This is a genomic window from Paenibacillus assamensis DSM 18201 (genome assembly GCF_000422445.1).
Taxonomy (GTDB): domain Bacteria; phylum Bacillota; class Bacilli; order Paenibacillales; family Paenibacillaceae; genus Paenibacillus_B; species Paenibacillus_B assamensis.
The window spans coordinates 1-25,555 of sequence record NZ_AULU01000009.1; the positions used below are offsets into that span (position 1 = coordinate 1).

The following is a 25,555-nucleotide window of genomic DNA, read 5'->3' on the forward strand; positions in this document are numbered from 1 at the left end:
CGAATCCAAAAGGTTATGCTGGTGAATGATAGATAGGTTTCATAAGCACAATCTGTATCATTAAAAAATCCCTCTACACGCCTGCTGATAGCAGCAACGTTTAGAGGGATTTCAGCATTGTACGTATCTATTGCTTTCTCAAATAAGTTCTCTAGCAACGCACAACGCATACGTCTACATGTACATCTACATCTACATCTACATCTACATCTACATCTACATCTACATCTACATCTACATCTACATCTACATCTACATCTACATCTACACGTCAATTGTAGATGTAGTTTAAGAAACGCTCTATTATTTCACCAACTGACCACGCGTAACACCAAGCTGATTCGTTGCTTTCAACTTACGCCATACTTGCGTACCGCTAACCTGTCCACGCAAAGCCTGCTGATAAAGGTCAATAACCTCAGTTACCTGCTCTGGCGTCTCTTCCAAGAACTCAACGCGATAAGACGGCACGCCCAACTCCATAAAGTTGGCCAAGTATTCTGCACCCGATTGCTCGATTGCATTATACACCGTATTACGGCAGCCTTCATCAACACGAACTGGGTGAGACATACCGATACGGTCACGCAAAGAGATGTTGTGCTCTTCACAAGGACGGCCACAGTTCGTATAATCAGTACCTTCACTTAGGAATGTACAATACGTACAGTGCTCCGTATGGAACATCGGCAAATGCTGATGAATAACGATTTCAAGCTTAGACGTTTCAGAGCGCCCCAACATATCGACCATTTGCTGAATATTCAGGTCATACGAAGGTGTAATTTTGTCCAAACCTTCTTCCATAAACAATTGAACCGTTTTATGATTCGCTACGTTCAAAGAGAAGTCACCTATAATTTGCGGGAACTTACCGTACTCCAGCTGAACATCAGCAGGCACGATGCCTTCCGCTATTTGTCTCTCCCAATCCGCTTTCGCTTGTTGATAGAAATACAATGCTCCTGTATTACGCACCAACACTGCATCTGGCTTCAGCTTCAAAATGTTGCGATGGTATCCGTTCTCGTTCGGCATATGAATACGCGGTGTAACGAGCGCAATTGGCTTGCCAGCAGCACGACATGTTTCGATTGCAGCTGGGAATTGCTTAATGAATTCGAAGTCAGCGTAAATCATCGCTACATCGGTCTTCACCGCAGTTTGCACCTGCTCCAGCGTACGGCATAGCGCTGTTAGCTGCGCTTCGCCATAAGCGATACTAGTATGCTCAACAACCGCATCTGCCAATACATCCACGTCACGCTTCACATAGACAGGAGGCTTTGGTCGCTCGCCAGCCAAGTGATCTACAGCACGACGGCGAATCGCATTCAACTCGCGCATTGGTACGATAACGTCACCTTCCAGCGTTACGTCGATCTGTTCCAATTGGTACACCGTACCGCCAAGGCGGCCAAATTGCTCTTCTAGCAAAGCTTTGTCCATAGGACGCTTCTGCGCCGCTTCTAACGCGATCTCAGAAACTACTTCAACAGTTGTACCCTTTTGCACATCTGTCCACCACGTGCGCATTGGCTCACCTACACGGCCTTCTACACGCACATGCATCGGGAATACCTTATAAGGCTTCTCCGTGTCAAACGTAGCACGCATACGCTTATCCAACGCCTGGTCACTTGTCTTCCAAATCTTATCGCCAACCTTAACTCGACGAAGATCCACATCGCTGCGCCCTGGTACAATGTCCACGAGCCAGCCTTCTTCCGCTTCGCCTTCGAGCTTAACGCCCTTGCGACGAAGGTCATAGATGCGGCCGCCTTCTTCCTTCTTCGTCGGGTCACCCGCATCAAAGCCAATACCATCTCCGCGCTTCAATGGCGCTTCGATCTTACACACGACGCCGTCACGCAGCACCTGCTCAACGCGTCCCACATACACACCGCGGCTCTTCGGGAACGTACCGTCTACGAGCTGCTTATTGTTCGTGCCGTTCAAGAAGCCATGCGTAAAGCCGCGAGAGAAGCTCTGCTGCAGCTCACGTACTTCTTCCTTCGTCGGGCCAGTCCAAGTATCTGCGAAGTAATCATCGATCGCTTTGCGATACTTGCTCACTACGTTAGCAACATATTCCGGCTGTTTCATACGGCCTTCAATTTTAAAGGAAACAACGCCCGCTTCGATCAAATCAGGCACAAGCTCAATCGCTGCCAAGTCCTTCGGTGACAACAAGTATGTGATATCACCCATTGGCTGATGCTCACCGTCTACCATCATGTCATATGGCAAGCGACATGCTTGTGCACATTCACCGCGGTTCGCAGAGCGACCGCCCCACATCTCGGACGTCAAACATTGTCCAGAGTAGGATACGCACAATGCACCGTGAACGAACACTTCAAGCGGTACATTAGCCGAATCAGCAATTTTCTTAATCTGCTTTAAGTTATTCTCACGACCAAGCACAACCCGCTCCATATCATACGGTTTCGTAAACTCAACCGCTTCAGGAGACGTTATCGTCATCTGAGTCGAACCATGAATCGGGAAGTCTGGCGACATCTCACGAATCATTTTCACAAGACCCAAGTCCTGTACAATAACCGCGTCAACCCCAGCGTCGATACATGCATCAATTAGCGCTTGCGCGTCTTTTAATTCATCTTCAAATACAAGTATATTGAAAGTCAAAAACCCTTTAACTCCATAGCTATGCAAATAAGCCATAATGTCTGGTAGATCATCCATGCGGAAGTTATTTGCACGCGCACGCGCATTGAACTTCTCTACACCAAAAAATATCGCATCTGCTCCGTTTGCAACGGCAGCTCGCATGCAATCCCAATCTCCAGCCGGCGCCAACAACTCTATATCTTCTCGTCTAATATCTCTCATTCTCATCCTCCGTAAGTTGCGTTAAGCACTAACTATATAGTTTACCCCATTCCCCTGCTCCGATCTACCTAAAGTGATCATTTGCCATGAGTTCCATCACAAAAAGACACCCCTAGGGGTGTCTTTTTAGTTTAAAACTCGCAACGTTTAGCTATTGATATCGTGTCGAATTAATCTTCCAATTCTACCTTAAGGACTTTACCTGTCTCAGCACTTACGTATACCGTAGCATCGTCACCTTTTTTCACATCAATTTCTACTTCATATACGTACTCATACACATGATTACGAAACTTTTTCTCAAGTTCAACCTCTTCAACTTTACCAGTTACTTGAGTTAAAGCTATTTTCTTAGCTTGCTCCTTGCTAATGTTCACTTTGCCTGTTGGTATGTTTTTCTTCTCATCACGATCATCGCGGTCATCATTATCATCGTCGTTATCATCACGGTCGTCATGATCGTTATCGTCATCGTCGTTTTTGAAGTTCTTTTTAAAATCTTTTTCCCAAGTCACATGAGCTGTCGTTGCATCAATGATCACTTCATCTTCTTTATCTTTACGGTTCTCGAACTCAACATGATAAACGAGACGGCCATTGATTTTTTCCAATTCGATTTCATCAATTTTAGCATCCTTGTACAAGCCTTTAGCGATTATCTTCGCTTGTGCGAGAGATAGTTTTACTTCATTTTGATTAGCCGTTTGCACAGCTCTTGCCTTCGATTGGTCATTGTTATCCGCCATGACTACCGAACCAAATCCTACGCCACCTACTAATACTGCTCCTGCAACTGTTGCTACTACCCAATTTTTCATTTTGTTTTCCTCCTAATAATGTATCGTTTGAATTTTTAATTTGCGCTTATACTCATTTGGCTCTAAGATGCTGCCGTAAGTTCTTGTTGTTCTTTCCTATGACCTTATATTAACGCTGCAAAATGAGAACACATGGATAGAAAGATGAGAAATTGATGAGAAATAAGCTATAAAAAATGAGATGCTTTATCATGATTGCAATAACTCTGTACAGGCTGTTCGCTCATGTCTAAGCCCAAACATGCAAAAAAGACACCTCCTGGGGAAAGGTGCCTCTTATCAACCCTGCCAATTATATAAAAACAATCGCAATGACCTACATCGCACTAGCTAGCTATAGCTGTTTTTGCAATTGTTTCATCTGACAGAACACATCGAATAACTAGACTTCTAAATCTTAATCTTCGTCACCGTCATCGTCGTTATCATCATCTTGATCGTCATCGCTGTCGCCATTGTCGTCGTTGTCATCATCATCCTGATCATCATTGTCATCGTCTTGATCGTCGTTATCATCATGATCATCGCGGTCATCGTTTAGATCGTCATTGTCATCATTATCATCGTTGTCATCGCGATCATCATCGTCATTGTCATCATTCAATTTGAAATCTTTTTCGAATGTCACACTTCCCGTATCTGCATCAATGTAAATCTCATCTTCTTTATCTTTACGATTCTCAAACTCGACATGATACACAAGACGACCATTTTTCTTTTCCAGCTCGATCTCTTCAATCTTGCCACCGTTATATACTTGATTCGCAATCTGTTTCGCCAATGCTAACGAAATTCGAACTTCATTCTTTTTCGAAGTTTGCACGACCTTAGCTTGCTTATTATCATGATCTGCATTTACTACACTGCCATATCCAAGACCAAGTCCACTTACTACTAACGCACCTGCCACTGAAGTCGCAATCCATTTTTTCATTTTACAATTCCTCCTTGAAAGTTGAATTTTCGTTATACTTCCTGCTGTACGTTTCTACTGTTCTTGCTTACATCCTCATCATAGATGTTGAAAATGAGAAGAAAACAATAGCAAAATGAGAAATTGCTGAGAATATAAGACAACAAAAAACCTGCCCCGTGTAAAAACAGAAAGCAGGCATATACCATCTTCTTATTTTTTTCCTAACGTTACTTTCCTCTCAACTACTTTACCATTAACTCGCTGTTTCACCTTCACCTTAATCGTTTTACCCGGCAATACACCTTTTAGCGCCTCATTCACATCAACAATCGTTTGAACAGGTTGACCGTTTACAGCGAGCATTTTGTCTCCTTTACTCAAACCTGCCTTTTTGGCATTAGCCGCTTTTACCTCTGTAATCGTTAATCCTTCTTTCGTCGGCAAACCATAAGAAGCAGCCCAACTCTCTTCCAACATAATCCCAATCGAAGCTCGTCTTACCTTACTATGTTGGAGCATTTCAGCTACTACCCATCTCACCGTATCTACAGGCACAGCAAATCCAAGCGTATCAACATCCTCACCGAATGCCTTCAACGTATTCACGCCAATTACTTCACCACGTAAATTAACAAGGGGTCCACCACTATTACCTGGATTAATCGCTGCATCCGTTTGCAAATATCGATAGGGCTCATCAATGTTACGATCCAATCCGCTTACAATACCTGCACTGACACTATTTCGCAGCTTCACTTGTAGAGGGACTCCGAAAGCAACAACCGTTTCACCAAGCTCCACTTTCGCGCGGTTGGAAGCCAGCTTCAACGTCCTCAAGTTCTTCGCGTTTATTTTAACTAGAGCAATATCTGTCTCTACATCTACAAGAGACTTCACTACATCGTACTTCTTCCCATCCTGAAAAATAACTTTTGCATCTTTGAGCCCTTTCACCACATGTGCATTTGTAACGATCCAACCATCACTAGCAATGACAAAGCCACTCCCAAATCCTAATGCATCCCGCGGATCTTCCACTTCTTCTAATAGCAATGGATCTTGCCCAATAATCATCACTACCGCAGGGTTTACCTGTTTTACTAGATTCGGAATTACATGTGATGATACCTTCGATAAAGCAGCAGTAGATTGTGCAGCTCCCACAGAATGAGGCGTTACTGTTGCAGTTACAGCTATTACTAACGTTATTATGATCGTGATTAATGGCCAATTTCTTATTCTTTTCAAAAACAACACTCCCACCATGCATATAATCATATTCTCATATCTATTATAAACGTTCTCCTCCGTTCGGAAATAAAAAAACCCTTTGACGATAATCATCAAAGAGCTCAACACCATCCGACGTCTATGAATCGGTCCCCACTTGACCGAATTCTTCTATACATATGCATGAGACTACTTTCTAACGGCTCCTACACTACTTTAAAAAGAAGAAGTAATCTGGAGGAGTAATTCCAAGATATCCGCATACCATAACGACGTCTGCAAGAACAAATGTAAGCAAGCTTACTGCAGCAAACCCTAGTGCAAATAAGTTACGGGGACGCTGCTTCACTTGTCTAATCACTGCCCAGAACAAAATTAAAGTAAATGCGATCATAAATACATCGAACCAATCAAAGGCGACTTTGCCTGCCTCACCTGCAGCTATTAACATGGTGGACCTCCCTTTATGCAAAGAGTTTACCTATCTTATCCCATGTTATATTTATCCATTCTATCTTGCAACATAAATGTTGGAAATCGAACTAGATTGTCACGATTTAGTCACATTTCAGAGTGACATGTAAGCTGTATCGAGACTATATTTATGACCCCCACTGATTAACAACGTTAATTATATACTTCGTAAAACACTGAAGTTTACATGACATACGAATGCTCGCTATTTCAAAAAAAGAGATTTCGAATGAGCCGTAACATCTACTTATCTATGGAAGCAGTTCAATCTCATCATAAGAGCGAATCATTACATCTGCTGATGCCGGCTTCTGCTGAAAAAGACCATCCTCATCAATGAAAATGTGCATCGCACAGCCTGCGCTAGCGCTCATTTCCATATCCCCAGTAGAGTCTCCAATGACTACAACGTCCTTCGGCTCCAACCCAAGCTCCTCACAAGCCAAATACACCATATCTGGATATGGTTTGCCATGGGACACACAATCATCCCCAACCACACTATCAAAATGCTGACGAATCCCCATCTTCGTCAAATGATCTTGGGAAGGTTCTTTATCGTCGGCAGTAACTACGCCTAACTTCAAGCCAAGTTCTTTACAGCGCTCTAAGAACGCCACAACACCACGTACAGGCTCAATTTGAGCGTTCAATACATTATTTGCATTTGCATGTTCAAATACATCTGTAGCTCGACGCACCGCATCATTCCAAGGGACACCAGCACGGTATAAGTAATAAGCTGCGATGCCTATCATCTGTGAAGGAGAACCCATCGCCAGCGGGCCAAAGCGGTCATGAGATAATACGTTACGACCCTCATCAAGTTCAACACCTAGCAAAAAGCCAGGACCTTCAGGAAGTTCTGCCCCTTCTAGTCGCAGCTCCCGCTCCAAGCCATCTAGTACAGTCTCTGCCCAACGTCCCCATAAACTTATAAACCGCAATAAAGTACCGTCCTTGTCTAAAAGTACACCTTTTACTTGCACACGATTGCCGCCAACACTTAATTCTGCCATCTCTCTCACCCTTTATTCTGTAGTCCATTCGCGGGTATTTCGTCTATACTACGTGTTCGACATAAGTAGTGCATTTCCTTCCAAAAATCGCCTTCCTTAGACAACAGTTTAAAAAGCTTGCGTACCCAACATGTAATAGGGACACTAGACTAAAGTCGCCAGCTAGTATGCAAACAGCTCATAAGATGGTACGGACGCAGCCGACATCTGTACGCATATTAAAAGTGCGATGTAATCAGGAAAGGTTGCATAACACTCCCTTCCCTGTTACATCGCACTTTATCCAGATCACGATTAACAGTCACCAATTCATATACACAGATAACAACCCCATGATGAATGGTGTCCTGATTATCGTTGATTATCAATCATCGAATTCCACTTACCTTCCTAACTCTGCTTAACTAGCCTTAATTAAACCTTACGTTGAACTGCCAACTTCTTCACCTTCATCAACTTGCTGACCTTCCAACTCAACTGTACGCTCACGATCCCGCTCCATAATTGGCAGCAAATACTGTCCCGTATAAGACTCCTTTACTTGAACGACTTGTTCCGGTGTACCTTGTGCGACAATCATACCACCGCCACTTCCACCCTCTGGACCAAGGTCAATCATATAGTCAGCTGTCTTGATTACATCCAAGTTATGCTCAATAACAAGCACACTTTCACCTGACTCAACTAGACGATGCAGCACTTCCAATAATCGATCGATATCCGCCACATGCAGACCGGTAGTCGGCTCGTCCAAAATATACAGCGTCTTACCTGTACTTCGACGATACAACTCAGAAGCGAGCTTCACACGCTGTGCCTCACCACCGGACAAAGTCGTTGCCGACTGTCCCAATGTCATATAGCCAAGTCCAACATCAAGTAGCGTCTGCAGCTTACGATGAATACGCGGCACGTTCTGGAAGAAGACAACCGAATCCTCGATAGTCATGCCTAAAATGTCAGCAATGTTTTTGCCTTTGTACTTCACGTCCAACGTTTCACGATTGTAGCGTTTACCCTTGCACACTTCACAAGGCACATACACATCCGGTAGGAAGTGCATCTCAATCTTTATAATTCCGTCCCCGCGGCATGCTTCACAACGCCCGCCCTTCACGTTAAAGCTGAAGCGGCCTTTTTTATAGCCGCGAATCTTCGCTTCATTAGTCGTCGCGAACAGATCACGAATATCATCAAAGACACCCGTATACGTTGCTGGATTAGAGCGCGGCGTACGTCCAATTGGTGACTGATCAATATCGATAACCTTCTCAATATGTTCAAGACCTCGAATTTCACGATGCGCACCAGGACGAACTTTTGCCTTATGCAGATCACGTGCTAACGTCTTATAAAGAATTTCATTAATAAGTGTGGACTTACCTGAGCCAGATACTCCTGTCACAGCTGTAAAGACACCAAGAGGGATCTTCACATTAACGTTACGCAAGTTATTTTCCTTCGCACCGCAAATCTCAAGCCAGCGATCATCAGTCTGACGCCGCTGCAACGGTACAGGAATAAATTTGCGCCCGCTCAAATATGCGCCTGTTAAGGATTGTTCATCCTGCATCACTTCCTGCGGTGTACCTTGGGATACAATCATACCACCGTGAATACCCGCTCCAGGACCAATATCAATAATATAGTCAGCGGCAAGCATCGTGTCTTCATCATGCTCAACAACAATAAGCGTATTGCCCAAATTGCGCATATGCTCTAGCGTGCGAATCAAACGATCGTTATCACGCTGATGAAGTCCGATGCTCGGCTCGTCTAGAATATACAGTACACCCATCAGACTGGAACCTATTTGTGTGGCAAGACGAATCCGCTGCGCCTCGCCACCTGACAATGTGCCAGCTGCACGATTTAGCGTCAAATATTGAAGCCCGACATTTACTAAGAAACCAAGTCGAGCATTAATTTCCTTCAAAATAAGGTTCGCAATCAGCAATTCCTTCTCTGTAAGTGTCAAGGACTCAAACCATTGCTGTGCTTCACCAATCGACAATGCTGTCACGAATGCCATGTTCTGATCGTTAATCGTAACCGCTAGACTTTCTTTGCGTAGACGGTGACCTTTACAGCCGCCGCATGGCTTCGCACTCATAAATCCTTCGATAAATTCGCGGATGCCTTCAGAAGCTGTCTCGCGATAGCGACGCTCTAAATTATGAATAACGCCTTCAAACGTAACTTGTGCTTCCTTGCGATGCCCGAAGTCATTTTCATAGACGAATCGAATCTTCTCAGCTCCTGTGCCATGAAGAATCTTCGTCATATGCTCAGGTTCCAGTTGTGAAACCGGAATGTCTGTCGGGATGGAATAATGTTCGCAAACAGCACGAAGAAACTGTGGATAATAATTCGACGTACTTCCCGCCCAAGCTTCGAATGCTCCATCATCAATTGATTTATCTCGATCCGGTACAAGCAGTTCAGCATCGACAATCATTTTCTGTCCCAGTCCATCACAATCTGAGCAAGCACCGAAAGGACTGTTAAATGAGAACATACGTGGTGCCAACTCATCAATGCTAAATCCACACTCTGGGCAAGCAAGGTTGGAACTAAATACAAGTTCTTCCTGATCGATAATATCAACGATAAGCTTGCCCCCGGACAAGTTCAACGCAGTTTCAATAGAATCTGCAAGTCGTGCTTCAATATCGTCCTTTACAACGATACGGTCAACAACCACTTCGATATTGTGCTTCTTGTTCTTCTCTAACTCAATCGTATCAGACACTTCGCGCATTTCTCCGTCAACACGGACACGAACGAAACCTTGTTTTTGAATGTCAGCAAACACAGACTTATGCTCACCTTTACGCCCTGAAACGATAGGAGCAAGCAATTGCAGCTTCGTTCGTTCTGGATAAGTCATAATTCGATCGACCATTTGCTCAACCGTCTGAGATGTAATCTCAATACCGTGATCTGGACAGTGTGGACGACCAATTCGTGCAAATAGTAGACGAAGGTAGTCATAAATTTCCGTTACCGTGCCTACTGTAGAACGAGGATTACGGCTAGTTGTCTTCTGATCGATTGAAATCGCAGGCGAAAGCCCATCAATTGAATCTACATCCGGCTTCTCCATTTGTCCAAGGAATTGACGTGCATAGGCAGACAAGGACTCTACATAACGACGCTGTCCTTCCGCATAAATCGTATCGAAAGCCAAAGATGACTTACCAGACCCACTCAAACCCGTCAATACGACAAACTTATCACGCGGGATCGTGACGTCAATATTTTTTAAGTTATGGGCTCTTGCCCCTTTTATGACGATATTCTCACTAGCCAACTTACACCCTCCGCTCTAGGTTCGCGCGAACCACAATTTCAAGCTTCTATATCATTCAAGTAGAACGAAATATCGTTCTTACCTATTCATAACTTCGTTAATTACTTATTACTTAATCCATTGCACGCAATTCCAACAATGCATCACGCAGCTCCGCAGCACGTTCGAACTGCAAGTTTTTCGCAGCTTCTTTCATATCCTGCTCTAAGCGCTCAATGACAGCATGGCGATCCTTCTTCGACATCTTCTCGATTGGCTTGTTTGTTGTATACTCTTCCTTCGATTCAGCAGCCTTCGTTGCTTCGATCACATCCCGCACTTTCTTGCGGATCGTTTGCGGCGTAATGCCATGCTTCTCATTGTATGCGATCTGAATCGCACGGCGGCGTGCTGTTTCTTTAAGTGCCTTATCCATCGAATCTGTAATCTTATCACCGTACATGATTACGAATCCGTCCGCATTACGCGCCGCACGTCCAATCGTCTGAATGAGTGATCGTTCCGCACGCAGGAATCCCTCTTTATCTGCATCGAGAATGGCCACCAATGATACCTCTGGCAAATCCAATCCTTCTCGCAGCAAGTTAATGCCGACTAATACATCAACAACACCGAGACGCAGATCACGCAGAATCATCATCCGCTCTAACGTCTTAATATCCGAGTGCAAATACTTAACCTTAATTCCTATCTCTTTCAAATACTCGGTCAAGTCCTCTGACATCTTCTTCGTCAACGTTGTAACGAGTACACGCTCATCCTTATCAATGCGCGCGCGTATTTCTCCAATAAGATCATCGATTTGCCCCTTCGTAGGACGAACCTCGATAACAGGATCAAGCAATCCTGTTGGACGAATAATTTGCTGTACCATCACTGGTGTATGCTCTAACTCAAACGGTCCTGGTGTTGCCGAAATAAACAAAGCTTGGCTCACTTTACCCTCGAATTCCTCGAACCTAAGTGGTCGATTGTCCAGCGCAGATGGCAAACGGAAGCCATGATCAACTAGAACGGTCTTCCTTGCTCGGTCACCATTGTACATACCTCGAATTTGCGGAAGCGTTACATGTGACTCATCGACAACAACAACAAAGTCATCAGGGAAGTAATCCAACAAGGTGTATGGCGTTGCACCAGGCTCACGGAACGTGAGCGGACCCGAATAGTTCTCAATACCAGAACAGAAGCCCATCTCCTGCATCATCTCAATATCATAGCGCGTACGCTGTTCAAGACGCTGAGCTTCTAATAACTTATTCTCACTGCGCAGCACTTGCAGGCGCTCTTCCAATTCACGCTCGATATTAACGAGCGCCACCTTCATCGTTTCCGAAGCTGTAACGAAGTGAGATGCTGGGAATATCGCCACATGATCACGTTCGCCAATAATTTCACCCGTAAGCACATCAATTTCCGTAATGCGCTCAATCTCATCGCCAAACAACTCGACTCTAATGGCCTGCTCTCCCTTAGACGCTGGGAAAATCTCGATTACATCGCCTCTAACACGGAATGTTCCACGCACGAAATTCAAGTCATTGCGCTGATATTGAATATCTACCAGCCTAGACAGGATTTCATTGCGCGACCGTTCCATACCCGTTCGTATAGAAAATACTAGATTCCCGTATTCAATCGGAGAACCCAAACCATAAATACAAGATACACTCGCCACGATAATAACATCCCGACGCTCAAATAGAGATGATGTTGCAGAGTGACGCAGCTTATCGATCTCTTCATTAATACTTGAATCTTTCTCAATATACGTATCCGATGATGGAATATAGGCTTCAGGCTGGAAGTAATCATAGTAACTTACGAAGTATTCCACTGCATTGTTAGGGAAAAATTCCTTGAACTCGCTGCACAACTGAGCAGCCAATGTCTTATTATGTGCGATGACAAGTGTAGGTCGATTGAGCTGGGCAATCGTGTGAGCAATCGTAAATGTCTTACCCGTACCTGTTGCACCAAGCAGCGTTTGATATCGCTTCCCCTCATGGACGCCCTTTACCAGTTCTTCAATCGCCTGCGGCTGGTCTCCTTGGGGGCTAAAATCCGACACTAACTCAAACGACTTCGAACTCATCTGAATATGTTCCATACTCGCTTATCACCGCACCCTTCATCATTAATCCTAATCTAGTATTGCCGTGCTTCTAGGTCTTGAGATTCATTTCCCTCAACCACCGTCATTATGCTAAAGTTTCGCTTCCGAACACCCGATATATGAAACAGTATAGCCTTATCACAACAGCAAATATCAATGCTCAACAGCTATATTTGAAATGAGCGGATTTATTAGTAATCCATCATCACTTACATATGTTAAAATAAGAATGTTTGTTCCCTTTTATTATACTCCTAACACGGTTTGGATGCAAATGGGAACTTCATTTAGGAGGATATGATTTATGGACAAAACGACGATAATCGGAATTGCCGCTGGGCTCATCGCACTTATCGGCGGATTTATTATGGAAGGCGGACATTTGAGCGGTTTGTGGGAAAGCACAGCAGCTATCATCGTATTTGGCGGTACGATTGCTGCAGTCGTTGTCAGCTTCCCAGCCAATCGTTTGCGCACGATACCTGATGCGTTGAAGATGGCTTTCACACAGCCTAAGTCAGAAATGCCTCAACTAATTGATGATATGGTTGCCATGGCTACGCAAGCGCGTCGAGATGGTGTACTCGTTCTGGAAGATGCAGCACACAAACACAACAATCCCTTCCTGAAAGAAGGGCTGCTGCTCGTCGTTGACGGCACAGAAGCGGAAACGGTGAAAGAACTGACTGATTTAGATATCGACGCTATTGAACAAAAGCACGAAGGCTATGCCAAAATTTTCGAAGCTGCAGGTGGATATGCTCCAACTATGGGGATTATCGGTACGGTTATGGGTCTTATTCACGTACTAAGCAGCTTGAATGATCCTGCCAACCTTGGACCTGCCATTGCAGTTGCATTTACAGCTACTTTGTATGGGGTAGCGACAGCCAATGTCATCTACTTGCCGGTATGCTCCAAGATCAAAGTTCGCAGCAGTCAAGTCATTCGAGAAATGGAAATGATCCAATACGGTGTTCTTTCTATTCAAGCAGGTGAAAATCCACAGATCATCCGCAAAAAACTAAGTTCCTTTATGCTGACTGAAACTTCTCATCAACCGTTAGCTCGTATGCCAGAAATGAAGCGAGGGATGAAGGTTGAGACGCAGAAGTAGAAGGCGCGGACAAGCCGCTGCAGCGGAAAATCAAGAAAGATGGCTCATCACCTACGCCGACCTGATTACGCTGCTTATGATTTTCTTTGTCGTTATGTATGCAATGAGTCAGGTTGACTTAACGAAATATGAATCTCTATCCTCCACCCTTTCATCTACTTTTAGTGACGGTGGAGGCACAGGCCCACTTCCTGACGGAAGCGGTATTTTAGAAGGTGCCCACTCTAAGCCAGGAGAAACAAGCGGATTAGAAACGAAGGTGGACGGGGGTTCTGGCGACCAGAACACGGACAATCGCGACGGCAAGCAGCCAGCATCGAGCCAAGGCGTTATGATCGGTCAAATTACACAGCAAGATTTGGCTTTCCGCAAGCAAGAGCAGCAGCTTCAAGACACGATGAAGAAGATCCAGCAATATATCGATGAAAATGATTTGCAAAATTCCATCAGCGTCAACGATGTGCCTAAAGGAATCGAAATTCGTCTAAGTGACCGACTATTATTCAGTCTCGGACAATCCGAGCTAACTGCTCAAGCAGAGCCAACACTTAAAAAGCTTGCTTCCCTGTTCAGTCAACTTGACTCTATGATTAGTATTGAAGGTCATACAGACAATTTACCATTTGCTTCAGGCAGCCGTTACAAAGATAACTGGGAGCTGTCAGCTGAACGCGCATTGTCTGTGCTTCGCTTCTTTATTACAGAGCATAACTTAAAGACCGAACAATTCCAGATCGCAGGTTATGGAGACACACGACCTGTAGCAACTAACGATACGCTAGAAGGACGACAAAAAAATAGACGTGTAGAAATTATCATTCTACGAAACGTCATGCGCCCAACTTCATAATGGTATAACCAACAACGCACCGGGGATAACCCTCGGTGCTTTTTTCTTCCATTTTTACATTACACACATTTTATCCACATTTTCACACAACTTATTCACATATACTTTTTGGTTATACACATTATCCACTTACTTATGCACAAACATTGAATAACTTCTGTGTATATTCCATGAAAGCACTTTCTTATCCACAAAAATGCCCTGATTCCTTATTGGAGTCAGGGCATAAATGACACTATTAACAGCTTATTAAGAATTAATAAGAAAATTAAGAAAGCATTTGTTCTTCCGAAGCTTGCTCGAGCCGTTTATTGGATTTTCTCCACGGAGATAAGAACAACTGGCGCACAGATAACGGCTTCATTGCAGCAACATAAGATACGTTGTCGTCTGGAGCTAATAGAACACCTAATTGATGATGCTCATCCGCATACATAGCACGTTGTACGAACTTCACGTCCCCGTTTCCATTTAACACTTCAAGCTTACAAAAGGCCGCATTTGCACGTAACGCCTGATGTAACGCTTCTTTCGTATGAACAGGGATACCGTTGACTTTCGAAATAATTTCTCCCGGCTGAAGCTTCAATTCCTCCGCTGGGCTTCCAGGCAGCACCGCTTGAATAAGCAACCCTCGCTTGTCATGCGTATAGATCGGGCTTCGCCCTAACTCCTCGCTGCGGCTTTGATAAACAAGCCATTCATGCATCGCTATAGCTACTAGCGCTCCAATCGGAGCTAACGGATACCACCAGTTGGATAGCAATGCCGCTGCCAGCAAAGCTGCGGCATACATATACAACCTGGATGCTGTTACTTTTGCTTTATCCTGCGGTAAATACGTATAGGTCATATCGCTAAATCCAATGACAATTGGCAGCGCAGCAAACGCCCATCCCGAAGTCCCAAGCCCTTCTGCAAACAAAGGAATCCAAGGTAGCGTCAATCCATCGGTTGCAGGAACGAGCAGCAACAAGGGCATCGGCCAGAACATGTTCATCTGATAACCACCTACGATGCGACCACGCTTACTATCCATATAGAAAGGACTTGCAAAGCGTGCTGCTTGCTTGCGCACAAGCCAAGCCTCCGCTCCATGAACGAGCGCGATAATGACGAGCAGGCCTGCTGCATTCATGTCTCTTAGATCCGTTACCCACGATGCCATCCACCCTGCTGGCTGCCAATCTGGCATAAGCCGCAATAAAAGCTGTAGAAGCACAAGTGCTCCGCCTGCATAAGCGAGACAGATCCAACGCACACGAAACAGTACAAGTACAAAAGTTATTATCCAAAGTAATATCATGACAGAGCTAGGAATGAGTGCACCAAGCCCTACAGCTGCAAAGCTGACAATGACTCCGGCCACTAGTCCCCCAAGCCAAGCCCTCCATGTCTGCTCAAGCCAGCTCCGCATCTTAACTGCATATAACCGTCGCTCCAACAGCATTTGACGACGATATTGTATCGCTATAAACACAATTGCTAACCAATAAAATGGATTCAACAACCCTAATAGGATTGCTTGAGCGATTCGAGTACCGAATGCAACGATGAGGTCCACATCTTTCGCCCCTTCCTTATCTGACAACCTTTTTTACCTTACCATATAAAATAAACGAACCGATACCAACCAAACAAAAAAGAGAAGGCACAAGCCGAAGCCCGCAACCTTCTCTTTATTCGACAACGACTAGCGAATTTCCTTCTGTACCGCTTTAATTGCAGCATCCAATTGTGCATCGTTCTTCGGATCACGGATCGCTTTAATAACCGCTTGTTCCAACTTCTCCGCAGTCAGCTTATTCACTTCCCCCGTTACCGGAACATGATGATCGCGCTGGAACTTCTCTACAGCCACTTTCGTATCGGGCGAGAAGTAACCATCTACTCGATCAACCGAATAGCCAATGCCCTTTAAAATGTGTTGAACGTTCGCCACATCTGCGGATGTCAAATTAAGCTTCAATGTTTTATCTTTGGGAATAGGCGCTGCTTGGAAGTAGCTTGGCTGAGCTACCTTCACATCAGGTTCAATTCCTTTTTCATGTATCCACTTACCCTCCGGCGTCAGCCATTTCGCAATAGTAAGTTTGATAAGATCCCCATCGTTTTTGGATACAAGATGACTTGATTGCACCGTACCTTTGCCAAAAGTGTTATCCCCTACAAGAATGGCACCAGCCGACTCTTGCAAAGCAGCTGCCATAATTTCCGACGCGCTAGCGCTACCTTTATTCGTTAGCACCGCAATCGGATATGGTTTCACATCTTTCGCACCTTTGGACTTGTATACATCCCGCTTCTTATCTCTATACTCTATTTGCAAAATAGGCTTACCAACTGGAACAAAGTGCTCTGTCATTTGCTTAACCGTATCCAGCACTCCACCCGGATTGTTTCGAACATCGATAATAAGCCCTTTCATCTGCTTCGCTTCAAGCTCTTTAAGTGCCTTCTCGAAGCGTTCCGCTGTATTCGCAGAGTATTGACGAAGCTCAATATAACCGATGTTACCTTCCAACATCGATGGATATACCGTCTCTAAGTCTACCTTATCCCGCTTAATTTGGAATACCATAACTTGCTCATGGCCAGGTCGCTTCACCTCAATCTTAACGGTAGAACCTTTAGGACCGCGGATTTTGCTAACCGCCTCCGTCAACGTTTTGCCATCAAGACTTTCGCCATCAACCGTTAGGAGTACATCCTTAGGCTGCAAGCCTGCTTTCTCAGCTGGAGAGTTCTTGATAGGAGAAACGACCGTCACCGCACCATCCTCTAAAGAAACTTCAGCCCCGATTCCTGTAAACTCTCCCTCCACACTTTCATTAAAGGAAGTAGCTTCACTTCTTCTCATATAAGTGGAATAAGGATCTTTCAATACAGCAAACATTCCGTCCAACGCACCAGACAATAACTTTTCCCGTTCAACTGGCTCTATATAATTGCTCTCAATAGTATGAAGCACAGAGTTAAGCTTCTGCATCTGCTGCGATGAGAACCCCGTACCTGTTGCATTCACATGGCCGGAAAGAGCCGGTACGTTCATTACAGCCACCGTCAGTAGGCTGCTCAACACGATTGCACTGCCTACCATGAGCGCTACTGTCCGTCCTTTGAATGACATCTGCTCACCGCCTTCATGAATTAGAGCTTGTAATATGCTCCACCATTGTAGTATATGTCTATGTCTATCTTATCCATTCAAATAATTTTCTGGATCTACCTTATTTCCATTTAAACGAACTTCAAAATGAAGGTGGTTACCTGTCGAGCGGCCTGTTGTTCCAACCTCAGCAATCTTCTGCCCTCGGCTCACAACATCACCCTTACTTACTTTGATACCACCGTTGCGAATATGGCCATAAAGCGTCCACAAACCGTTGCCGTGGTCAATAATGACTGTATTGCCGTATCCATTCCACAACTCTGCCATAATGACAGTACCACCCTCAGCAGCATAGATTGGTGTACCTGAAGGAGCAGCCATATCTATACCACTGTGATTAGAAGCTCGACCTGTAATTGGGTCCGAGCGCCCTCCGAAACGAGAAGTCAGCGTATAGCCATCTTTTAGCGGAACTGCTAGTTTACCGCCGCTATATGTTGGTACACTCGTCACATAAGAAGTTGTCGATTTTTTCGCTCGCTCTGCAGCTTCACGCTTTCTGCGCGCATCTTCTGCTGCTTTCTCTTTCAACAATTTAGAACGTTCCATCGCGAACTCTACAAGCATTTTATCTTGTTCTTCACTCAAACCGTGAGCCTCTTCAATTTGCTTATCGAGACTTGCGATCATGACTTCCTTTTCGCGCTCTTTCTGCATAAGATCCTGCTTCGTTTCATCTAACTGAGCGTACAGGCTTTTGACACGTTTAAGATCCTGCTCAATTTCTTTTTTCTTCTCAATGACAAGCAGCTTATCCTTTTCATGATCCTCTAGAATCTTCTGATCTTGGTTTGCGATCATTTCTAATGAATCAAGACGATCTAAGAAATCTTTAAAGCTAGTCGCGCTAAATATAACATCTAAATAAGAAACATTGCCACTCGTATACATCAGCTTCACACGTGTATCCAACATTTTGCTCCGCTCATCAATACGTCGATTTGCTTCTTCTAATTGGAATGCATTCTCGCTCAACTTAAGCTCAGTCTTATCAATATCAAGCGAAACTTTGGTCATTTCTGCTACCTTAGATTCGATCTGACCAGAAATTGCTTTCATATCCGCTTGGGTCTTTTTTTTACTTTTAGCTGCCTTAGCAGCCTTAGCATCAGCATTTTGCTGGACTTGCTCGGCTTTACGCATTTCCTGTTGTAAATCTTTTAACTTGCGGTCAATGGAACCAGCCTGAGAAGCTTCTGTGACTGCAGCAGGTGTCATCGTAAGCAGCATAGCTCCGCACAAAGCAACCGCGATACTTTTCTTCTTCAACCAAGTCTCCTCCTCTTTCCATTACATCGATATAACGATTGTCCAAGCTATATCCGCTGTAGGATTGAATCCAGCTTACACTTTCAAGAACTTGCGAATCGAAATGGTACTTCCCCATACTCCGATCAAAATTCCTAAAGCCAGCAAGCTACCAAATGCAAACACCCAAATGTCGCTCAAAGGCAGCATATCTATAAACTGAATGCCCATCGTATTCGCCGTAAGTGCAAACAACTGGTTGTAAGCTAAGAATAAAATAGCAATCGTTACAACAGAGCCTATAAGTCCAATCAATGCACCTTCAACAAAGAACGGCCAGCGGATAAATGAGTTTGTTGCACCTACCATTTTCATGATGCTAATCTCACGCTGACGCGCCATAATCGTAATCTTGATCGTGTTCGCAATTAAGAACATAGCCGTGAAGCCTAATCCGATAACAAGAATTAAGCCAAAGTTACGGATCATCTCTGTCAGTTTGAATAGTTTCTCTACATGACCTTGTCCATAGTTAACAATATCGATAGGCTTGTCCTTATTCGTTTCGTTCAGAGCTTGAATCTTCTTCGCTACCATCGGAACCGTCTCTGGCTTGTATACCTCAACGGTGAATGAATCAGGAAGTGGATTCGTCTCAGGCGTATATCCTTTAACAAGATCCTTTCCTTTATCGCCAAGCTTCTTCTCTAGAATCTTCAACCCCTCTGCTTTAGGGATAAGTGTCACTTGGCTCACTTCCGACATATTTCCGATGTCGGTTTCCAGCAGATCAACTTGTTCTTTAGATGTTCCGACTTTTAGATATACACTTATCGTAATCTTACTATCAACCTGACTCATCAAATGGTTCAAGTTAAATGACAATAGAATAAATACACCTAAAATAAACAATGAAATAACGATAGAACTTATAGAAGCAACTGACATCCAGCCGTTGCGCACAATGCTTTTGCTTCCTTCTCTAAGATGGCGGGATATTGTATTAAGTGTCATAACCGTAATCCCCCCGAACCTCATCGCGCACAATCGTACCTTCTTCAATCGCAATGACACGACGCCGTATTCGGTTGACGATGTCTTTGTTATGCGTTGCCATAATAATGGTAGTGCCTCGATAATTAATCTCTTCTAACAGTTTCATAATCTCCCACGATGTTTCAGGATCCAAGTTCCCTGTAGGCTCATCCGCCACAAGTACTGCAGGATTATTAACGATCGCACGTGCAATCGCTACACGCTGCTGCTCTCCACCTGAAAGCTGAGATGGCAAGCAGTTCATCTTCTGCTTCAAACCAACCAATTCCAGCACTTCTGGGACACGACGTTTAATCACTTTCTTAGGGGCTTCAATAACCTCCATCGCAAATGCGACATTTTCATATGCCGTCAGCTTCGGAAGCAATCTGAAATCTTGGAAAATGACGCCGATATTGCGGCGTACATATGGAATTTTGCGCTGCTTCAATTTCCCAATGTTAAATCCATTTACGAAGAGCTGGCCCTTCGTAGGCACTTCTTCTCTATAAATTAACTTCATAAATGTAGATTTACCCGCTCCTGATGGACCAACTAGGTATACGAACTCATCTTTGTCAATGAGGACATTGACGCCGCGCAATGCATGCGAGCCGTTCGTATAGGTCTTCCAAATATCTTGCATCTCAATCAAAAGTTATCACTTCCTATGTGTATAAGATCAGCCCTTATATATTCGACACTAGGCCGCTAAATCCTCTTCAATTATTACAATTTCTACACCATTTTGCAGTTGACAGGTAAGAAATTCATTATTTCCCGGGAAAATGTCTTAACATGTCCAACATTAGCCAAATAAATCGATATAAATGGAATAATCACCCTTATTTAAATAGACTTATAATAGTTCTAAATGGCTTTAATCGATATGGAAATATTCACAGCTTATCCGCATAAGATGGGGAAGACGACCTTGATGGACAGGGGGTAGCTTCCTATGCTAAAAAAATGGTATGCATGGATAGTTGGTATTTCACTTCTTTTCGTCCTTTCGTGCGCTGCCTTATGGTACTGGGCTGAACGTTATACACAATCTAATACCATCCCCGCACATGTGCAGTTATCCGGCTGGCTAATCAGTGGAATGGATATCCCAACATTCGAGCAACAACTAGCTGAACGAGTACGCAAACTCGAGCAAAGGCCGATTGTATTCACTTTCGATGCCGCTAAGCTCCCTCCCGTTCGGACCACGCTTGCAGATATTGGCGTACGTTATCAAGCTGCAGCACTCGTGGAGCAGCTTAAGCAATTACAGCAAGGTTCTTTATGGCAGAAAATACACAAACGAGTACACTTCCAAGAAAAGTGGTCGCTAACATTTGATTGGGAGCAGTCTATTTGGAGAAAAAGATTCACTCCACAATGGGAATCAAAAGCATTTGGTACACCTATCTCTGCTGAGCGAATCATCACAGCAAGCGATACGATTGAGTACAAAGCAGATATGCCTGTTTATCGCCTCGACCGAATACAGATGGAGCAAACCATTCGGGCTGCCTTACCAGCTCAATGGACCACAACCCATTCTGTCATGGTAGAGGTACCGCTTCAGCGATATGACGCACCTGTTACCCTTCGCTCCCTACAAGCAGAAGGGATCGAACGCAAAATTATGGAGTTCTCGACAACTTTTGTTCAAGAAGAAGACGGAAGAACCCATAACGTCAAAGCAGCGGCTCAAACGATTAACAATATGATACTCAAGCCCGGTGACATTTTTGACTATGATCGCATTATTGTTGACACCGAACGACAACATGGCTTTAAGGAAGCCCCCGTCATCTTCAATGGAAAATTAGTACCGGGGGTGGGCGGCGGAATCTGCCAAGTTTCGAGCACGCTGTACAATGCTGTACTACGTTCAGGGCTCCACATCGTAGAACGCAGAAACCATTCCTTACCTGTGAAATATATTCCACTAGGATTAGACGCCACTTTTTCACAAGGATATATTAATTTCAAGTTTAAAAATACGACTGGTAAACACCTACTTATTCGAACAGCAACAGAAGAGGAGCGGCTCACGATTAAGCTCTTTGGAACGATGGATTCAAACGTACAGTACAAAATGGAGACGAAAACGATTAAAATCATGAAACCAGATGTCAAATACGTACGGAATAATCAACTTACACCCGGAACACAAGAATTGCTACAGCCTGGAAAGAACGGCTTCCAAGTCGAGACCTACCGTTTAAAGCTCGTAGACGGTAAAGAAGTATCACGTGAACGAGTTTCGTTAGATACATACAAACCACAGCCTTCCTTAATTGCTGTCAATAATGGAGGCACGCCTGAACGTGAAAAGACAGAAGAGCGCAAGCCAATTGTAGAAGATGGCTTACATGGTCCAAACTTTGATCAAGGCAGATAAAGAGAAGCTTTTCTAAAATAAACGAAACAGCACGCGTTAGCGCCTCACGGGACGCTATTAACGCGTGCTGTTTCTAGTGAGCATCATGCTGCCCTTGAATTAGTTACCTAACCCTAAGCATAATGCTGATTAAATTCTGTACCTCATCCCTTTGCAGTCACGGGTTGAACTTGGGCTGCAACTGCTTCAGCTTGCTTCTGCTCACTCCAAGCAATCGTAACTTGCAAAGCCTCCATTGCACGAACAATCGCCGCTTCCACTTGCGGCTTAGCCGTTCCGCCGTAAACATTTCGTGCATTCACGACCTGCTCAGGCTGCAGTACATTATAAATCTTCTCATCGAACAACGGAGAGAACTGCTGGAATTCCTCAAGCGACAAGTCCAGCAAGTAAACGCCTTTTTGAATACAATACAGCACCGACTTGCCAATAACTTCATGCGCTTGGCGGAAAGGCAAACCCTTGTTCACAAGAAAATCTGCAATATCCGTCGCGTTTGAGAAGTCTTGGTTAACCGCTTGACGCATGCGGCCACGGTTTACTTTCATCGTAGCAATCATTGGAGCAAACAGACGCAATGCACCATCCAACGTTGCAACCGTATCAAACATGCCCTCTTTGTCTTCCTGCATATCTTTGTTATAAGCTAGCGGAAGTGCCTTTAGTACCGTCAACATACCGATAAGATTGCCATATACACGTCCTGTCTTGCCTCGTACAAGCTCGGGTACGTCTGGGTTCTTCTTCTGCGGCATAATGCTAGATCCCGTGCAGAAAGCATCATCCAATTCAATGAATTGAAACTCTGTACTGGACCACAGTACAAGCTCTTCACACAATCGCGATAAGTGCGTCATAATAAGCGAAGCATTGGCTAGAAACTCCACAATGAAGTCTCTATCGCTGACCGCATCTAGACTGTTCTCGTAAATACGCTCGAATCCAAGCTGCTCAGCAACAAAATGGCGGTCAATCGGGAATGTCGTCCCCGCCAAGGCCCCTGCGCCTAATGGCAGCGTGTTGATACGCTTGTAACTGTCTTTCAATCGCTCAATATCACGTTCAAACATGGATACATAAGCCAATAGATGATGTGCAAATAGAATTGGCTGCGCACGCTGGAGATGTGTATAACCCGGAATAATGGTGTCCACATTCTCCTTCGCCTGTGCGATTAGCGCTTCTTGTACATCGCCTAACAACTCAACGAATTGAACAACATGCTTGCGCAAATAAAGATGCATATCCGTAGCAACCTGGTCGTTGCGGCTGCGACCTGTATGCAGCTTGCCCCCAACAGGTCCGATCAGCTCAATCAGCTTCTTCTCGATATTCATATGAATATCTTCATCCGACACCGAGTACTCCATCTCACCTGCTTGAATTAGTGCCAGCACTTGCAGCAGCCCATCCTTGATGCGATCCGCATCCTGCTGCGGCACGATTCCGCAGCGACCGAGCATCGTAATATGAGCGAGACTGCCTTGTATATCTTCTTCAGCCATCTTCTTATCGAACGTAATCGATGCCGTATATTGTTCCACCAGTTCATCCGTCTGCTTCGTAAAACGTCCGCCCCAAAGCTTACTCACACTGTCCCCTCCTGCCCATGAGAATATCTGTCTACATCCGAATCCGAATGGTATGCTCTCCTACAATACATATCACATATCGTTACGAGTTACGGTCCGTATAATGCTCAATTCGTGTATACCGCTTCAGCCGATTGCTTTGGAACTGCTGCCGTCAAGTTCGCACCGTGCACTCCAGCAGATACTTTCAAGCGCAATGCATTCAACTGAATAAAGCCAGTTGCATCATTCTGATCGTAAGCCTGCGTCGGATCAGCTTCCATCGTTGCAATATCTGGATTATAAAGGCTGACTGGACTCTTAACCCCAGCACCAATCACATTTCCTTTATAAAGCTTCAAACGCACCGTACCTGTAACGTTTTTCTGACTTTCTTGCACCAATGCTTGAATAGCCAAGCGCTCTGGCGCAAACCAAAAACCGTTATAAACGATATTGCTATATTTCGCAATTAATGAATCACGCAAATGCATTACTTCGCGATCCATCGTCAACGACTCCATCTTACGATGAGCCGTAAATAAAATCGTTCCGCCCGGCGTCTCATACACTCCGCGACTCTTCATGCCTACGAAGCGATTTTCAACCATATCCACACGACCAACGCCATGCTTGCCGCCGAGTTCATTCAATTTCTCCATTACTTGCAGTGGCGTAAGAGCAGCACCATTGATCGCAACGCAATTCCCCTGTTCAAATGATAGTTCAACATATTCAGCCGTATCTGGCGCATCTTCCGGAGATACACTCAATACGAACATTTCCTTGTTCTCATCCGAACTTGGGTCGAACCAAGGGTCCTCTAAAATGCCGCTTTCGAAGCTAATATGAAGCAAGTTACGGTCCATGGAATAAGGCTTCGCAGCAGAAGCTTGCACAGGAATGCCATGTTTCTCCGCATAAGCGATCATTTCAGCACGGCCCGGGAACTGCTCCCGGAAAGCTTCAGAACGCCAAGGGGCAATTACTTTAATTTCTGGCGCAAGTGCAGCCGCAGTAAGCTCAAAACGCACTTGGTCATTCCCTTTGCCAGTCGCGCCATGCGCAATAGCAGTGGCTCCTTCTGCACGGGCAATCTCAACCATACGCTTTGCAATAAGTGGGCGAGCAATACTCGTTCCTAGCAAGTATTGTCCCTCATAAAGAGCACCTGCTTGGAACATCGGTTGAATGAAATCGCTCGCGAACTCATCGCGCAAATCATCGATATATACTTTAGAAGCACCTGTCGCTAGTGCCTTCTCCTCTAAGCCATCCAACTCTTCTTTTTGCCCAATATCTGCAGTAAAAGCGATAATTTCAGCATCATACGTTTCTTTCAACCACTTCAAAATAACGGATGTATCCAACCCACCAGAGTAGGCCAGCACTATTTTCTCCTTCGCCATCGTTCCCGCTCCT

General features: G+C 44.6%; 18 protein-coding genes. 3 read left to right on the forward strand and 15 right to left on the reverse strand.

Going from position 1 to position 25,555, the window contains the following annotated elements:
* Window positions 1-303 precede the first annotated feature (303 nt).
* The 8 genes from H580_RS0104705 to uvrB all read right to left on the reverse strand — a co-directional run bounded on the left by H580_RS0104705 (window position 304) and on the right by uvrB (window position 12,736).
* Window positions 304-2,856, reverse strand: a complete 2,553-nt coding sequence (locus H580_RS0104705) for a U32 family peptidase (protein WP_028593758.1) — start codon at window positions 2,854-2,856, stop codon at window positions 304-306.
* A 170-nt stretch (window positions 2,857-3,026) separates the two neighbouring features.
* Window positions 3,027-3,674 carry a PepSY domain-containing protein gene (locus tag H580_RS0104710; protein WP_028593759.1) on the reverse strand — a complete coding sequence of 216 codons (648 nt, stop codon included), beginning with the start codon at window positions 3,672-3,674 and terminating at the stop codon, window positions 3,027-3,029.
* Window positions 3,675-4,071: 397 nt separating this feature from the next.
* Complete coding sequence (locus tag H580_RS23395) at window positions 4,072-4,608, reverse strand: PepSY domain-containing protein (protein WP_084508958.1); 537 nt, start codon at window positions 4,606-4,608, stop codon at window positions 4,072-4,074.
* Between the two features lie 192 nt (window positions 4,609-4,800).
* Window positions 4,801-5,838 (reverse strand): S1C family serine protease, encoded by a 1,038-nt coding sequence (locus tag H580_RS23400; protein WP_169449348.1) that lies wholly within the window; start codon window positions 5,836-5,838, stop codon window positions 4,801-4,803.
* Between the two features lie 193 nt (window positions 5,839-6,031).
* Window positions 6,032-6,271 carry a hypothetical protein gene (locus H580_RS23405; RefSeq protein WP_051217259.1) on the reverse strand — a complete coding sequence of 80 codons (240 nt, stop codon included), beginning with the start codon at window positions 6,269-6,271 and terminating at the stop codon, window positions 6,032-6,034.
* Between the two features lie 274 nt (window positions 6,272-6,545).
* Complete coding sequence (locus tag H580_RS0104730; protein WP_028593760.1) at window positions 6,546-7,313, reverse strand: HAD family hydrolase; 768 nt, start codon at window positions 7,311-7,313, stop codon at window positions 6,546-6,548.
* A 421-nt stretch (window positions 7,314-7,734) separates the two neighbouring features.
* Window positions 7,735-10,626, reverse strand: coding sequence for an excinuclease ABC subunit UvrA (gene uvrA, locus H580_RS0104735; protein ID WP_028593761.1), 2,892 nt, complete (start codon window positions 10,624-10,626; stop codon window positions 7,735-7,737).
* Window positions 10,627-10,738: 112 nt separating this feature from the next.
* Window positions 10,739-12,736, reverse strand: coding sequence for an excinuclease ABC subunit UvrB (gene uvrB / locus H580_RS0104740; protein WP_028593762.1), 1,998 nt, complete (start codon window positions 12,734-12,736; stop codon window positions 10,739-10,741).
* Between the two features lie 310 nt (window positions 12,737-13,046).
* Here uvrB and H580_RS0104745 point away from each other — a divergent pair, with 310 nt between their 5' ends.
* Together H580_RS0104745 and H580_RS0104750 are read left to right on the forward strand one after the other, a co-directional pair.
* On the forward strand, window positions 13,047-13,859 hold the full coding sequence (locus H580_RS0104745; RefSeq protein WP_028593763.1) for a flagellar motor protein: 813 nt from the start codon (window positions 13,047-13,049) through the stop codon (window positions 13,857-13,859).
* Window positions 13,843-14,709 carry an OmpA/MotB family protein gene (locus tag H580_RS0104750; protein ID WP_028593764.1) on the forward strand — a complete coding sequence of 289 codons (867 nt, stop codon included), beginning with the start codon at window positions 13,843-13,845 and terminating at the stop codon, window positions 14,707-14,709. The genes H580_RS0104745 and H580_RS0104750 overlap by 17 nt, the downstream gene beginning before the upstream one ends.
* A gap of 268 nt (window positions 14,710-14,977) precedes the next feature.
* Here H580_RS0104750 and H580_RS23410 read toward each other — a convergent pair whose 3' ends face one another.
* The 5 genes from H580_RS23410 to ftsE form a co-directional block, all read right to left on the reverse strand.
* Complete coding sequence (locus H580_RS23410) at window positions 14,978-16,273, reverse strand: PDZ domain-containing protein (RefSeq protein WP_051217260.1); 1,296 nt, start codon at window positions 16,271-16,273, stop codon at window positions 14,978-14,980.
* A gap of 129 nt (window positions 16,274-16,402) precedes the next feature.
* Window positions 16,403-17,839 carry a S41 family peptidase gene (locus tag H580_RS0104760; protein WP_028593765.1) on the reverse strand — a complete coding sequence of 479 codons (1,437 nt, stop codon included), beginning with the start codon at window positions 17,837-17,839 and terminating at the stop codon, window positions 16,403-16,405.
* Between the two features lie 69 nt (window positions 17,840-17,908).
* Window positions 17,909-19,150: a murein hydrolase activator EnvC family protein gene (locus H580_RS0104765; RefSeq protein WP_028593766.1), complete on the reverse strand. Its 1,242-nt coding sequence runs from the start codon at window positions 19,148-19,150 to the stop codon at window positions 17,909-17,911.
* Window positions 19,151-19,225: 75 nt separating this feature from the next.
* Window positions 19,226-20,143, reverse strand: a complete 918-nt coding sequence (ftsX, locus tag H580_RS0104770) for a permease-like cell division protein FtsX (RefSeq protein ID WP_028593767.1) — start codon at window positions 20,141-20,143, stop codon at window positions 19,226-19,228.
* Window positions 20,133-20,819: a cell division ATP-binding protein FtsE gene (gene ftsE, locus H580_RS0104775; RefSeq protein WP_028593768.1), complete on the reverse strand. Its 687-nt coding sequence runs from the start codon at window positions 20,817-20,819 to the stop codon at window positions 20,133-20,135. Before ftsE ends, ftsX begins: the two co-directional genes overlap by 11 nt.
* Before the next feature lie 303 nt (window positions 20,820-21,122).
* On the opposite strand from ftsE, the gene H580_RS0104780 reads away from it, so the two are divergent.
* Window positions 21,123-22,562: a VanW family protein gene (locus H580_RS0104780; protein ID WP_036604666.1), complete on the forward strand. Its 1,440-nt coding sequence runs from the start codon at window positions 21,123-21,125 to the stop codon at window positions 22,560-22,562.
* Window positions 22,563-22,705: 143 nt separating this feature from the next.
* On the opposite strand, the gene argH is transcribed toward H580_RS0104780, so the two are convergent.
* Together argH and H580_RS0104790 are read right to left on the reverse strand one after the other, a co-directional pair.
* Window positions 22,706-24,154, reverse strand: coding sequence for an argininosuccinate lyase (gene argH / locus H580_RS23415; protein ID WP_051217261.1), 1,449 nt, complete (start codon window positions 24,152-24,154; stop codon window positions 22,706-22,708).
* 107 nt (window positions 24,155-24,261) lie between these two features.
* On the reverse strand, window positions 24,262-25,542 hold the full coding sequence (locus H580_RS0104790; protein ID WP_028593770.1) for an argininosuccinate synthase: 1,281 nt from the start codon (window positions 25,540-25,542) through the stop codon (window positions 24,262-24,264).
* Between the last annotated feature and the right edge of the window lie 13 nt (window positions 25,543-25,555).

Excerpts from the sequence above, each read along its gene's own strand:
- H580_RS0104705 (WP_028593758.1), bottom strand. The coding sequence starts at position 2,856 with ATGAGAGATATTAGACGAGAAGATATAGAGTTGTTGGCGCCGGCTGGA.
- H580_RS0104710 (WP_028593759.1), bottom strand. The coding sequence starts at position 3,674 with ATGAAAAATTGGGTAGTAGCAACAGTTGCAGGAGCAGTATTAGTAGGT.
- H580_RS23395 (WP_084508958.1), bottom strand. The coding sequence starts at position 4,608 with ATGAAAAAATGGATTGCGACTTCAGTGGCAGGTGCGTTAGTAGTAAGT.
- H580_RS23405 (WP_051217259.1), bottom strand. The coding sequence starts at position 6,271 with ATGTTAATAGCTGCAGGTGAGGCAGGCAAAGTCGCCTTTGATTGGTTC.
- H580_RS0104730 (WP_028593760.1), bottom strand. The coding sequence starts at position 7,313 with ATGGCAGAATTAAGTGTTGGCGGCAATCGTGTGCAAGTAAAAGGTGTA.
- uvrB (WP_028593762.1), bottom strand. The coding sequence starts at position 12,736 with ATGGAACATATTCAGATGAGTTCGAAGTCGTTTGAGTTAGTGTCGGAT.
- H580_RS0104745 (WP_028593763.1), top strand. The coding sequence starts at position 13,047 with ATGGACAAAACGACGATAATCGGAATTGCCGCTGGGCTCATCGCACTT.
- H580_RS0104760 (WP_028593765.1), bottom strand. The coding sequence starts at position 17,839 with ATGTCATTCAAAGGACGGACAGTAGCGCTCATGGTAGGCAGTGCAATC.
- ftsX (WP_028593767.1), bottom strand. The coding sequence starts at position 20,143 with ATGACACTTAATACAATATCCCGCCATCTTAGAGAAGGAAGCAAAAGC.
- H580_RS0104780 (WP_036604666.1), top strand. The coding sequence starts at position 21,123 with ATGCTAAAAAAATGGTATGCATGGATAGTTGGTATTTCACTTCTTTTC.
- H580_RS0104790 (WP_028593770.1), bottom strand. The coding sequence starts at position 25,542 with ATGGCGAAGGAGAAAATAGTGCTGGCCTACTCTGGTGGGTTGGATACA.